Below are 13188 nucleotides of genomic sequence, written 5' to 3' on the forward strand. Positions count from 1 at the left end.
GTACAGCCCTTCACTTCCAAAAGGAAGTTGAAGGGCTGTTTTTGTTGATCTAACAATAAATATTCAACCCAACAGCTATTAAACAGCATTCCCGTTAGCATAGTCCTTCGGATGAAATTGAGGATAGATGCTTGCGCAACTGCTTTTTATCTATTTTATCCACGGCTGTTCTCGGCAAAGTATCCACAATGAACAGTTGAGTCGGCCATTTGTACGGAGCAAGGTGTGGCTCACAAAACGCCCGCACCTGCGTCAGATCCATACTTTCACCATCCTGTAACACGATGAAAGCGACAAGTTCCTCGCCTTCGTCAGGAAGAGGATGTCCGATTATGGCCGCCTCGCTTACCGACTCATGGCTCACAATAACATGCTCCACTTCGGCACAGAACACATTGGAACCGTCCACAATAATCATATCCTTCAAGCGATCAAACACATAAAGGTAACCTTCGGCATCCAGACAACCGACATCCCCAGTTCGAATCCAACCATCGGACATGGTCTCGGCAGTAGCCTCCAACTGGCGCCAATACCCCAGCATGGTCTGTTGACCTCGAACAACGATTTCTCCAGCCTCGCCCGTAACTGTCTCACTTCCGTCCGTATCTAATATCCGAACTTCGAAGGCCTGCTCACCTTGGGCAGCCAAGTCAGCAGGACGACCTACGGATCGAAGGCGATGGGGATCGCCCATATGCTGAGCAGGAAAAAGGCGGCTTATGGACATTCCACATTCCGCTTGTGAGTAGTTGTTCACAATGATAACTTCAGGAAATTGCGATACAACCTCCTGTAGTGTATCCGGGGAAATAATGGACCCTCCGCAGCCAATAAGCGATAGACTCTTCAAGTTTCTACCTCCTACGGATGCCTCGCGGGTAAGATCACGAAGCAGTTGGCCTACTGTGCTGAGTTGTGTAATCTGATCACGTTCAATAGCTTCCATAATGCGGTGTACATCCGCCGGGTATTCGTCTAGAAATACAAGACAGCCTCCGGCAGCCATGGTCGCCCACAGCTGGAACTGACCTACCAGATGGGATAAGTTGAGCACTAACACACGACGCTTGAGATCATGACCGAAGCCTGCAGAAGGCGTAAGTTGATTCCAAGCAGCCATACCACGATGCGAATGCATGACCCCTTTTGGCCGACCAGTTGTCCCACCCGTATAAATCAGGACTGCCGTATCGTCTAAACTTCGTTTGGAATGGTCTTTTGGAGAGAACGCAGGTTCCTGCTGTAAAAGAGCAGCGAGCGAACTGCTATTCGTCCCTTCTTCGTCTATCGTGAACAGTTTTGGACAATACCCAAGAAGCTTTACCGTGGCAATAGCTACTTTAGCATGTTGGTCATCATGAATAACCATATGTGGTTCTGCATCCTGAAATATGGCAGCGAGATCAGGTACTGTTAGCATAGGAGAAGGAACGAGTGGTATAGCGCCGATCCCAACTGCTGCATAAAACGCAACAACGAGCTGGGGATCTGGATCACCTAAAAGGGCAATACGATCACCGGCCCGGAGTCCTTCAACATACAGGGTATGACTGAATCTTTCAACCAGACCGTAAAGCTCCCCATAACTCATCGTTTGCCCATGTCTCATTAACGCAGGTTCCTCAGGGTACAGACTTGCTGCAATTGGCAATCGTTCGGATAGAAGCAAGCAATTACCCCCAACATTTAAATTTCCATTTCTCCGTTAAGAAAACTATGGAATAAAAAGAGAGTAGCATATATCTGGAATAATAAGTAATCATTATCCTCTATTAAAACCATAAATTCTCCTGATATTACAGTTCTGCTCACAGACGATCCTTGCCGTTAACCTACTTGCTAGCTTAATTAGGCAGATCAAATTTGGCTTCTTTCTAAACTGAAATACAACATTTCTGTTTATCATTACGTTTATTTAGGAAACGAGTACCCAGGAGGGGATTGTCATAAAAGTACAGACAATGCATTTTATTTTCAGTGTTGTAGCGTTATTTTTACTATCAGCTTGCGCAGGTGGTGTTACTGGCTCTAGCCAGCAGAATGAACCAGGTGAACCTTATCGTATGGCGTTGGAGGAGTTAATTTCAACAGATACGGCTCTTAATGAAAACATGGAGTATATCTCATTGGATTTTGATAAAGGAATTTCATTAAAGGATTCTGATAAGAAAAGCATTGACGATTACCTTCACAGCAAATATAACGTAAAAATTTATAACCTAACCTATGAAGAATTGATTGAAGAAGGACTGTCTGAACGGTCTGATAATACGCTAAAAGGGATTTTACTGAAAATTGAAAAGCAGGAGAAGCAATCAGATAATAACATTGCCATAGAGGTCAGTAAGTATCGTGCCAATGAGGGGTCGCTCTCTGCAAAAATAACTTTAACCTATGAGGAAGGTAAATGGAAAGTTGCTACTCATACTCCTACAAGGGAAAGTTAAGGATATAATTTTTTTCCAGTGAGAGTACTAGGAAAAGTTTACTATGACAATTATCGAAGTAGCCCTTTTGGGCTTTTTTTTGTCCGTATTTTCTGGAGTACATCCCCCCTAAAGGTATACCAATAAGGATTGTTAGCATTTTTGCACGATCCCTATTGTCATCCGTTAGTTCTAAACCGCAGTTGATTACGTCGATTCTTTGAGCATTAAGCTAACGTTTCTCGTTAGTATAATGAATTTCAATTATGCGTTTGAATAATTAATCGAGACCACTCCTGGTTAACTACGGAACGAAGGAGTACCCCAAGTACCCGAAGAAGAACTTCGGCTCGTGCTCCTAGTTTGTATCCTCCCATAGTTGAACGGAAAAGAAGTATCTTTATATACTAAAAGTGAGACCTTTACATCTAAAGTAATCTTCATCTCGTTTAACAAAAAGTTCATAACGTCTCTTTAACCATTTAAATAACCTACTCATGATGTTGATGTTTGTAATTATACATGTATGAGCGATCCGTTAGGACGTCCAAATTTTAAAAAAATAATCCCAACCTTTATTTCGCCTGGCACACTATATAATTGTCAGGAATTACAGATGCAACTATGGAGGCAAAAGATGGATTCAATTGGTAAAAACGGAAAAGAAGCAGCGGAAGCAATTCGGAGCTATGTCAAACCGATTTTCGGTTTTGCATTAAACCGGGTCAAGCAGCGGGCCGAGGCGGAGGATCTGGCTCAGGAGATTATGCTGCAGTTGTTGAAATCCTTCTCTGGGGTGCGGGACATTAGAAGCCTTGACGCTTACGTCTGGACGGTTGCTCGATACACTTGGGTGAATTGGTTGAAAAAGCGTGCACACGCTCCCCAAGCGATCGAAATCAACGGCATGTCCGAACTGTCGGCCGCCCCTTCTCGGGAACCGCTTGACCGGTTGCTGGTAACCGAAGCTTACCGCGAGCTCCGCCGAGAAGTCGCGTTTCTGTCCGACATCCATCGCCGGATCGTGGTCATGCATTACTACGACGAGCTTAAAATCGGCGATATCGCGATTGCTCTGAACATTCCTGTCAACACGGTGAAGTGGCATTTGAGCGAGGCCAAAAAGAAGTTACGGAAAGGGATGAAACGTATGCGTGCAACAGGAACTTTAAGTGTCAATCCGGTCAGCATGGGGGAAATGGGCCATTCCGGTTCGGCCGGCAGCCTGGGCGAAACCAACGATTTTCTTGGACGCGCCTTGGCGCAAAATATCGTTTACGCGGCTTATCATAAGGCGCGTACCGTACATCAAATCGCGGAGGAGCTCGGAATGCCGCCGTCTTTGCTGGAAGGCGAAGTCCGGCACCTGGCCGATTACAATTTTCTCATCCAAACCTCTCCCGGCAAATATCAAAGCAATACCATCGTCTGGGACCTCTTCGAGTTAGCCGTAGCTGGTCATCAATTCTGGCAAGATTGCGCCGCCGAAGTGGCCGATGTTCATTTCGACGCAATAATGGAAGTTCGCCGGCAAGTCGAGGATAGCGGAGTTTACGTTCCGGACGGCGACTATAATTTCCTGCTCTGGACCTTGCTGCCCAAGAACATCGAGGAGCAATCTTGGCGGAGCATGCCGGCTGGCGAAAACTTCGATGCGGTCGCACCAATGCGAAAGGACGGAGGTCAATATATTGCCTATGCGGCGTTAAATCGGAGCCACTATGCCGATCCGGGTTTTGATATGAGTAGTTACGTCACCTTCGGTCCGTCGCTCCGCTACGTCGAAGACTCTCCTTTATACTTGTGGCAATTCAATACGTACTGGAGCGACCGCCAGATGGATTGGCGTTTGCTGGAATATCGGAATGTCGAGATTTGTCATGCGTTCCAACAAGGGGAACTGCCCGACAACGAAGAGAACGCTGAGCAATATTCGTTCCTGCTGGAGAAGGGGTACATCCGCAAGACGAAGGAGGGGTACAAGTTCAATGCGGTCTGGATGGACTCTCCGCAAACGTTGGATCGGTTGAACAAAGCAATGCCGGATTTGTCCGCTCTGTATGCGCCTGCTGTCGGCAAGCTCTACGACAAAATGCTCAACCTGTTCCTGCAAAATCAGCCGAAGCATTTGGAGCCGCAGCTTGCTTACATGGTGAGAGGCAACACCGGCGGAGGCCGGCTTGTCGCTTATATTTTGAAGCATTTGATCGATAACGGGAAGTTAAAACCGCCGTTGCCGCACCAGCAGAAGACGATTTCAACCTGGATGGGGCCGGTCAAGTAAGTCAGTTCGGAAATGTATACGAAGAATAGCCGTTCCCGGATGGTGGCCGTTTTTACACAAAACTCTGTCTGTCCAACGAAGTGATTAGGACATCGCTATTTCACACGGCCCCCTCCTGAACGTATGGAAATGATTAAACGTAAAATACGTTTCTTCAGTTCAACTTATATAGCAAAAAGGCGAGTCTCCATTAATCGGAGGACTCGTCTTTTTGGCTTTATTAAAAATATTTAAGAAGTGCCTTTTTGCTTACTCGCCTGCATCTGCTGGGCAAATCGCATCATCTCTTCGAACTCTTCCTCGGATACGGCGTCTCCATCGGTGCTTATGTCTTGTACAATCGGAATTTCGGGCTTGGCTTTGGTTCCTTTGCCGTATGTACGGGTACGGGTTCCAGCTGCACCAGCAGCCTGTTTGCCTTTGACCTTGGCCTGATCACGAATATATTGAACAGCTTTCTCGTAAGAGTTCACCTGCTTGAGCAACATGTTGGAGGCGATCGCCTCAACGAAGTTACGGTTAATCCGCTGCTCGCCGCCGGATACAAGCAATGCCATCAAATAATGAATCAATACATTAATGACTTCACCCGGCAACTTGTAACTCAGATCAATTTTCTCAAATATATCGATGAGATTGTCCGGTACTGCACCTGGGAAGAACGTCTGCAGCAGACGTGTGTATGGCTCATTACGCAACATCATATTATATTGATGAATATCACACTTGGTCATAAATTGCGGAGGTACTTCGACGTAGTATTCCATCTGTACCCCATGCTCAACAGGTGGTTCACCGGAGTCCTCTTTCCGTTCAGGCTCCTCCATATGCTGTCTCAGTGCCACGACCTTGGCTGCCTGTACAGTCTGTTGTTCATGACGCTTCTTCGTCTGTCTGAACTGCATGCTCGCCTTATGCTGAAGATCATCCAGAATCAGCTGGCCCTGTGGACTGAAGATATCATCTTCGTCCAGGAGTCGGCATACATCCTGCACACTGAGGTTGAACTTATTCACTACATAATTTACAATGCCCAGTTGTTCGTGATCGAACCGCAATTGTTCTACATGGCGGCGATTGACGGACTCCCGCGGGAAACGCAAAATAATGTCGGCATAGTTCAAACTGTTTTCTTCCGCTGCATCGTTCGTGCCTGTCCGCTGAGCCGTAGTCGATACTTCCGACAATGCTTGCTCCAACTCGTAATCAATCACATGGGTATTCAATTCAAATATATCGTAAAAGGGAACGGAAATATTCTCTTTATTGGCTGCCGGATAAGGTGCGTCCCCATTTTCCACCGCCGAGAAACCGGAACGCAGGGAAAGGACAGCGAATTTGCCAATCTTGTCACGAAGCAACAGTGTCAAATGCTGTGTCCGGAAAAATTCTACCGGAGAGAGCGGCGGTTGCAGCTCATATTCGTAGATGTAATCATCATTTTCCGGTATATATAGCCGTGAAGTCTGAAGTAGCCCCACTGCCTCAAGCTTGGATGTCTGCTCTAACAAATATTTGCGCCCTTTCTCACTTGGCTCCAAGCCAAGCGTCATGAACAGCCTCCGTTGCTGTTCAAGCGGCGAATAACCGACCTGTTCACCGGGAAGATGCTGAAACAACAGCCGATACAAGCCAACCGCAAAAGCACCTACCATGGGCTGATATGCTCCTGTAAGCATACGGTCATCCAGGGCGCTAAGTCCAAACTCCCTGTATACGCAGTAGCGATGATGTTCAGTATAATGGTGCAGATTCTTCATGCGCATAGCCTGATCTCCTTCTCCCCAAAAGTATGTTTATCTATTCTATCATAAATGTCTGATCCTCAAATGCTCAAAAACAGGTAAAAAGATGGCCTGTTCTCGCTCCGTTTCGTCCTAGGTCGACATCATTCACGTTTTCGCCGAATTCAGTAAATTTCTAAATAAAAATGTCGAGAGCCGCTAGAATACTATAAAAGCTGTAGCCGCAGAATACAAGGGAATATCTAAAGAGAATGTTCTCCAGATGTATATGAAGTACAAGTGTACAATAATCCTTCTAATATAAATGAATAGCAAAAAAGCCTTCCCTTTGTAATCGTAAGCGTTTACGACAAAGACAAGACTTTCACGCGTTTACAGTGGCATGTGTTACCTCTTTCCAACAATCTAAAACATTCTGTACCCACCCAAACGCAACTTCTGGATCGTCCAGCCACTGATTATCGCACCAGCCAGTCCAGCGATGCCCGTCATATAGTCTACAAGCTGGAAAGAACCCAGATGTGACATCAGAGATGACGACTGATCCCATAGAGAGTACACAACAATAGGCAGAATTACAATAATGAACAGATAGGAAGGAAACCAGGTTGTCTTCATCAGCATGTTCAGAATGAAACCGATACCAAACATCATAACGAAGAATAATACCATCAATACCAACACAGGTATAAATTGCATCGGGCGACATTCACCTCTTCTTTCACACATTCAGGTTTCACTTCTGGATAGTAGTTAGTGTACCGCAAAAAATGTGGCGAAGCAACGAACTTTCTGGACAAATTTCCCTATATTTATACTCTGTTCATTTGCCCTTCTGCTTCATGTTGGGATACAATGTAAACGATAAAGCACTCACCCGTCCCTTATAGGGGATTTGGAAATATACCTTGCAGGAGGAACACAACCAATGAACGAAGCCGCATCAACACTGGAGGGCTGGTATGCCCTGCATGATTTTCGCTCGATTAACTGGGCCGCCTGGAAAGCAGCAGATGATGAGGAACGTGCTGTAGCACTGGACGAGCTGGAAGAATTCTGGAAGGAATGGAAAGAAGTCGAGAATTCATCCCAAGGAAGCACGGTCGTTTATACCGTAGTGGGACAGAAGGCTGACCTTTGCATGATGCATCTGCGTGAAACGCTGGAAGATCTGAAGGCTGTTGAGAACGCGTTTAACAAAACGATGTTTGCTCAGTACACGACCAAATCTTATTCTTACGTCAGTGTAGTGGAACTTAGTAACTACCTTGGCAAAGAAGGCGAAGACCCGATGCAGAATCCGGAGATTATTGCCCGTCTGAAACCAGTTCTGCCACAACGGCAATACATCTGCTTCTATCCGATGAACAAAAAACGTGAGCTGAATGACAACTGGTACATGCTGTCTATGGACGAGCGTCGCACCATGATGCGTAGTCACGGCATGATTGGCCGCAGCTATGCGGGTAAAGTAAAACAGATTATTACCGGCTCCGTCGGTTTCGACGATTGGGAATGGGGCGTTACGCTATTTGCGGATGACGCACTTCAGTTCAAAAAACTCGTCTATGAGATGCGTTTCGATGAAGTTAGTGCCCGTTATGGCGAATTCGGTTCGTTCTATGTGGGAAGTCTGTTGAACGAAGGAACACTGGAAGACATGCTTAAGCTGTAGAAACAGCACAAAGCACAATAAAGCACCGCGACATCTCCTGTAAAGGATATTGTCAGCGGTGCTTTATTATCTATCTATATTCTACTACCTCAAGCTTGATTTAGATCTATATTGTTTGAACTATTTATTTACACAAAAACGGAAAGGACAGAAAAAACCTGAAAAAGCGAAGCTACAAGCTTTCTGAAAGAAAGCTTCATCGGAAGCATACGCTATCACCGGATTTTCCCTTTAACAAAAGGGAATCAAAAAAATCTGGGGATAACAGCGATTGGAAGGTTATTCTGTCATTGAAGTGTATGTGTAAACATCTTTAGTTCAACTTATATCGTCTCTAATCCTCGTCCTCATCATCTACCGCTTTCAGCGATTCGAGGAATTCGGCTGTGGCCCGGTCACGGTCACGCCCCTTCTCTTTAAGCCGCTCAATCGCAGGCATAATGAGAATATCCACTTCTTTCTGTACGATGTAGGCCAGATCATATTGATCCTGTTCCTCGAGATAACCACCGACCTGCATCAGGGCGTTGTATCGATCCAGCTCTTCACGTGTTAATAGTCCCCGGACCTGAACACTGCAATGTCTCATCCAAAAAACCGCCCTTTCTTCAGGACTAACGGAATACCACCAATGATGAACAGATAACGCAGATCAACCAGCTTCTTCAACTGAGCCGCTTTCCAGCCCTTGTATTTCTTGCCGCCTACAACAGCAATAGCTTCACCTTTACCCAGTGATGCAACCGTGCCTTTGCTCGTAAATACAAAAGTTTGTGGCTGTTTCTTGCGAATGGATGCCACAACGTTCTTGGCGCAGTTCACACCCTGCTGCATCGCAATCTGGGCTGTTGGCGGATAAGGCCGTCCTTCAGCGTTGAAGACAAGTGAATTATCACCAATGACATAGACATGCTCATGCCCTGGAGCACGCAAGTAGTCATCTACTTTCACACGTCCTCGCATCACTTCAAGACCTGCCTGTTCCAGCAGTGAGTTACCGCGAATGCCGCCGGTCCATACGACTGTAGCCGCATCGAGCTTTTCACCTTCACCCACAATAACCCCGTCCGGGAGACATTGCTTGATTGGAACACCAATTTTGAAAGTAACGCCCTTCTTCTTGAGCACATTCATCGCATGTTCTACCAGTTCCGGGTCAAATCCAGGCAAGGCCGAAGGCGCTGCCTCTACATTATAGATATGCACATGTTTCGGATTCACGTCGAACTCCTTGCACAGCTGTGGAATACGATCTGCAAGTTCAGCTACGAATTCAACACCACTGAAACCCGCTCCACCTACGACAAACCGAATACGATTTCGTTTGTTATCGTTTTTGTACATCGCAAATTGATATTCGATGTGTTCTCGAATCAGTCTGACCGAGTTAATGCTGCGGATTGTCATGGCGTGATCGAGCATCCCTGGAATACCGAAAGTCTCAGGCTCACCGCCTAGTCCAATAATCAGATAATCATAGGATAACGTGCCGTCCTCCAGAATAATCTTCCGATCCTGCAGACGAATCTCCTTCACGGAAGACTTGACCAGATCAATCTTGAACTCATCAATCAGCTTCGAAATGGGTACTCTTGCATGCTCAATGGTATCCGTGCCGGCTGCCGGCATATGTAGATGTGTAGTAATATAATGATAATCATGCCGATTCACCAGTGTGACGTCGGCCTCGTTATAGTTCAATTCCTTCTGCAGCCGCTGGGCTGTCAGAATCCCGCCATAGCCCGCGCCGAGGATGACGATTTTGGGAATACTGCTCATGTCTATACCCCTTCCGGTTTCACTTGCATCAGCCCGATCTTGGGTGAAATGCAAAATGCACATACTTACAAATATTGATGAGGTCTTGCCCATTATGACGACAAATGTTAACTTCGCGAATTTATTTAAACGTTTGCATCAATTTCATAACTCACTAAAAATGGATTTTATGAAACTAGATATCGACGTATCGAACCGTTTTGATCTATATCTAGACTTGATTGAAGCAACTAAAGGGTTTATGAAATTGATACGTTTGCACGCAAGTTATCGTTTCAAGTTGTGAAATTAACCACAAGATTCTACAAAACACGGGATCTGTCTTCATATTACATATTGACTCTAAATTAGACAAAAAAACACATAGTACAGGTCAAGGATATCTGTATTTCTAGTAAAGATCAAGGTTTTTTTTGTTATTTTTCATAACCTTTCATTTCCAATTTCATCCTATTCTCATCTGATCTTCATCAATTGTTCCCAGTTTCGTGACGCCGCTAACTTTGCAACCCTGAATACACCGTTTATAATAGGAAAGACAGTTCAGCACCCATGCCGGTTACGATACGTAGCCTGCACATTCTTTCTGTTAACTACCTATTATAATATGAAAGGTGTTGTTGATTCTTGACTGCACAAAATTCCAGTCATGATATGACTGATTTACTTATTATCGGTGGAGGCCCTGCGGGTCTGTTCGCCGCGTTTTATGGTGGGATGCGTCAGGCATCCGTTACACTGGTTGAAAGTATGCCACAGCTTGGTGGACAACTTGCCGCTCTTTACCCGGAGAAATACATCTATGATGTAGCCGGATTCCCGAAAGTAACAGCTCAGGAACTGGTGAATAACCTCGTTGAGCAAATGAATCATTTTAACCCGAACATCCGGCTTGAAGAAAAGGTTGTATCGGTGGAGAAAAAGGATGAGCAACATTTCGTCGTGAAGACGGATGAGAATGAATATCATGCCAAAGCCGTCATTATTACAGCTGGTGTAGGTGCATTCGAACCACGTCGCCTGGAGCTTGAAGATGCTGCCAAGTTCGAGAAGAGCAACCTGCACTACTTCATCAGTGATCTGAATGCCTTCGCTGGCAAAAAAGTACTGATCAGTGGCGGCGGTGACTCCGCGGTAGACTGGGCACTCATGCTGGAGCCTATCGCTGAGCAAGTAACGCTGATCCATCGCCGGGACAAGTTCCGTGCACATGAGCACAGTGTCGAAAACCTGATGAATTCCAAGGTGAATGTTGTTACACCGACCGAAATCACGGAACTTCATGGGGATGACACGATTACCAAAGTAACCCTTTCTCATGTGAAAACCAAAGAAATTCAGGAAATCGAAGTAGATGACGTGATCGTTAACTTCGGATTTGTCTCTTCTCTCGGACCGATTGCCGAGTGGGGTATCGAAATTGACAGTAACTCCATCGTTGTTGATTCCCGCATGGAAACATCTATTCCAGGAATCTTCGCTGCCGGAGATATCACAACATATCCGGGTAAACTGAAGCTGATCGCTGTCGGATTCGGCGAAGCTCCAACAGCCGTCAACAATGCGAAGGTGTACTTCGATCCGGATGCCAAGTTGTCCCCAGGACACAGCAGTAACATGAAACGCTAGTTTTGCTGAAATAACATATATTGATACAAAAAAGGGTATCTTACTCCTGAGTGAATCCATATCAGGAGGGATACCCTTGTCTTATATATGCCCGCTGTGTAACGGTCTGGTTGTACCGGAGCAGGCTTGCCCCCACTGCCTTCAGGGACTGTTAGAATGCGGCAAATTGGATGATTACACCGGACCATACAGCCCCTACGTATTCCAACCTTCCTCTGACACGGCAGACGAAGTCGAGAACGTTTGCAATCATGTGATGTACTGTCACCATTGTCAGACGAGCACGCCATGGCCAGTCTCACTATGGGACTTGTCCGGAAACCTGTAACATTGCCTGCAATGAGGATCTCTAGTGAAGAATGGCAGATACGTCGGTACCCAGTTTGCGCTTATGGATTTCTGCCAACAGCAGTGCGATGAAATCTCGTTCGAGATTCAACTCAATCGCTTTATGGTAGGAATCCAACAACATCTCATCGGATAACATAGCCATTTCCCGCCACAACCTTTCCTTTTTTTTCCTCAAAACTATCATATCAGAGATTCATATAGAGAACAAGCGTTCTTGTTATCCACAACGATATGTGGAAATCCTGTGCATAGTTTGTTGATAAATGGAAAAAATATAGAGTAGTCAACGTGTATAGTGTGGACAATATTTATGCACAGGGAGTTTGTACTACTGTCAGAACGTTTATCAGCGTATTTTTTTCGGAATAAATTCATAGTTTCAAGACTTGTTGCGAGTAAATTACCCGGTAATGTAAAATTTCAAACGGTTTTCATACCGTTTTCTTTTATATATTATCGGTTTTTCTTGAATTTTCTTGAGTTTTCCCATTCATTTTCTATTGGGGTCTGGTATTCACTTCCAGAATCCAGATCTTGCCTGAATAATCCAGTCCATAATCAAATCCCAGCTGACCTACACCAGGGAACTGACTTTCCATAATGTACGTACATGTCAGTGTAAGGGAACGCATCTCCCGGCGTTTGTGCCGACCGGATATATGTGGCAGGGATAAACCAAGAGCTCGCCTTCCTGATAACATGGTGCCACCCTTGCTCAGATTCGTCACACAGAGTCCGGGACGAGCGAGTCGTCCTACTAATGAACGGAATACCCAGCCTCGTTGGGTTTTTACAACTTTGACTCTGTAATCAACAGGTCTCCCTTGAATTGTTGCCAGATGAATGCCTTGCTGGATCAAGTACTTGCGTCTAGCCTTTACACGCACCAGAGAGCGATACATCTGGCTGAAACTGGCGAAAGAACGGGTCGTTTTCATATGGGTGTATCGATAAGCCCCACCGCTGGCCGATACCCGGATGACACCGTAACCTCCGCCTCCTACAATAGGTTTGACATACACCATTCCATAACGACTGAGCATTTGCAGCAGATTACCCGAGTTGAATGCCTTGGTCTGTGGGATATGGACAGCAGCTACCGGATATTTCATCAGAGCCGCTGTCTTCCGCCATTTGCTTGCAAGTTGTCTCGACATGGGTTGATCTCCTTCCTTGAAACAATAGTCCTTCCTTATACATACTCAACAGAAGCCTTGCTTTCTTGGATGTCTGTCCACGGCAAAGGCCCCTTTTCCATGTAACCTGTCCCAGGGTGATGGCGGAAACGGGAACACG

General features: G+C 45.7%; 12 protein-coding genes. 5 read left to right on the top strand and 7 right to left on the bottom strand.

From position 1 onward, the window contains the following. Positions 1-94 precede the first annotated feature (94 nt). Entirely contained in the window at positions 95-1672 is a 1578-nt protein-coding gene (locus tag V6668_RS24635) for a class I adenylate-forming enzyme family protein (RefSeq protein ID WP_338706978.1), read from the bottom strand. A gap of 292 nt (positions 1673-1964) precedes the next feature. Here V6668_RS24635 and V6668_RS24640 point away from each other — a divergent pair, with 292 nt between their 5' ends. Further along, the gene (locus V6668_RS24640; protein ID WP_076319803.1) at positions 1965-2450 is read left to right on the top strand and encodes a hypothetical protein; all 486 of its coding nucleotides are present in this window, start codon (positions 1965-1967) and stop codon (positions 2448-2450) included. A 616-nt stretch (positions 2451-3066) separates the two neighbouring features. Continuing rightward, positions 3067-4713, top strand: coding sequence for an RNA polymerase sigma factor (locus tag V6668_RS24645; RefSeq protein ID WP_076319804.1), 1647 nt, complete (start codon positions 3067-3069; stop codon positions 4711-4713). A 230-nt stretch (positions 4714-4943) separates the two neighbouring features. On the opposite strand, the gene V6668_RS24650 is transcribed toward V6668_RS24645, so the two are convergent. Both V6668_RS24650 and V6668_RS24655 read right to left on the bottom strand, forming a co-directional pair. Beyond that, positions 4944-6479 (bottom strand): helicase DnaB, encoded by a 1536-nt coding sequence (locus V6668_RS24650; RefSeq protein ID WP_211082976.1) that lies wholly within the window; start codon positions 6477-6479, stop codon positions 4944-4946. A gap of 384 nt (positions 6480-6863) precedes the next feature. After that, positions 6864-7157: a YuiB family protein gene (locus V6668_RS24655; protein ID WP_036673352.1), complete on the bottom strand. Its 294-nt coding sequence runs from the start codon at positions 7155-7157 to the stop codon at positions 6864-6866. 229 nt (positions 7158-7386) lie between these two features. Between V6668_RS24655 and hemQ the strand changes: the two genes are divergently transcribed. Next, complete coding sequence (gene hemQ / locus V6668_RS24660) at positions 7387-8133, top strand: hydrogen peroxide-dependent heme synthase (RefSeq protein ID WP_211082975.1); 747 nt, start codon at positions 7387-7389, stop codon at positions 8131-8133. A gap of 334 nt (positions 8134-8467) precedes the next feature. Here hemQ and V6668_RS24665 read toward each other — a convergent pair whose 3' ends face one another. Beyond that, positions 8468-8722, bottom strand: coding sequence for a hypothetical protein (locus tag V6668_RS24665; protein ID WP_036605767.1), 255 nt, complete (start codon positions 8720-8722; stop codon positions 8468-8470). Beyond that, positions 8719-9912 (bottom strand): NAD(P)/FAD-dependent oxidoreductase, encoded by a 1194-nt coding sequence (locus V6668_RS24670; protein ID WP_338706980.1) that lies wholly within the window; start codon positions 9910-9912, stop codon positions 8719-8721. Before V6668_RS24670 ends, V6668_RS24665 begins: the two co-directional genes overlap by 4 nt. Positions 9913-10566: 654 nt before the next feature. Between V6668_RS24670 and V6668_RS24675 the strand changes: the two genes are divergently transcribed. Then, the gene (locus tag V6668_RS24675) at positions 10567-11541 is read left to right on the top strand and encodes an NAD(P)/FAD-dependent oxidoreductase (protein WP_422395292.1); all 975 of its coding nucleotides are present in this window, start codon (positions 10567-10569) and stop codon (positions 11539-11541) included. Between the two features lie 76 nt (positions 11542-11617). Then, on the top strand, positions 11618-11869 hold the full coding sequence (locus V6668_RS24680; protein WP_074096361.1) for a hypothetical protein: 252 nt from the start codon (positions 11618-11620) through the stop codon (positions 11867-11869). A 21-nt stretch (positions 11870-11890) separates the two neighbouring features. Here the strand turns inward: V6668_RS24680 and V6668_RS24685 are convergent, their stop codons facing one another. Then, complete coding sequence (locus tag V6668_RS24685) at positions 11891-12034, bottom strand: sporulation histidine kinase inhibitor Sda (protein ID WP_017692430.1); 144 nt, start codon at positions 12032-12034, stop codon at positions 11891-11893. A gap of 355 nt (positions 12035-12389) precedes the next feature. Further along, positions 12390-13049 (bottom strand): YheC/YheD family protein, encoded by a 660-nt coding sequence (locus V6668_RS24690; protein WP_076253234.1) that lies wholly within the window; start codon positions 13047-13049, stop codon positions 12390-12392. Positions 13050-13188: the final 139 nt, after the last annotated feature.

Source organism: Paenibacillus amylolyticus (assembly GCF_036894225.1).
Classification (GTDB): Bacteria; Bacillota; Bacilli; order Paenibacillales; family Paenibacillaceae; genus Paenibacillus; species Paenibacillus amylolyticus.

Bases quoted from the DNA above. Each gene is read 5' to 3' on its own strand.
- V6668_RS24640 (WP_076319803.1), top strand. From the start codon at position 1,965: ATGCATTTTATTTTCAGTGTTGTAGCGTTATTTTTACTATCAGCTTGC.
- V6668_RS24645 (WP_076319804.1), top strand. From the start codon at position 3,067: ATGGATTCAATTGGTAAAAACGGAAAAGAAGCAGCGGAAGCAATTCGG.
- V6668_RS24650 (WP_211082976.1), bottom strand. From the start codon at position 6,479: ATGCGCATGAAGAATCTGCACCATTATACTGAACATCATCGCTACTGC.
- V6668_RS24655 (WP_036673352.1), bottom strand. From the start codon at position 7,157: ATGCAATTTATACCTGTGTTGGTATTGATGGTATTATTCTTCGTTATG.
- hemQ (WP_211082975.1), top strand. From the start codon at position 7,387: ATGAACGAAGCCGCATCAACACTGGAGGGCTGGTATGCCCTGCATGAT.
- V6668_RS24665 (WP_036605767.1), bottom strand. From the start codon at position 8,722: ATGAGACATTGCAGTGTTCAGGTCCGGGGACTATTAACACGTGAAGAG.
- V6668_RS24670 (WP_338706980.1), bottom strand. From the start codon at position 9,912: ATGAGCAGTATTCCCAAAATCGTCATCCTCGGCGCGGGCTATGGCGGG.
- V6668_RS24675 (WP_422395292.1), top strand. From the start codon at position 10,567: ATGACTGATTTACTTATTATCGGTGGAGGCCCTGCGGGTCTGTTCGCC.
- V6668_RS24685 (WP_017692430.1), bottom strand. From the start codon at position 12,034: ATGGCTATGTTATCCGATGAGATGTTGTTGGATTCCTACCATAAAGCG.
- V6668_RS24690 (WP_076253234.1), bottom strand. From the start codon at position 13,049: ATGTCGAGACAACTTGCAAGCAAATGGCGGAAGACAGCGGCTCTGATG.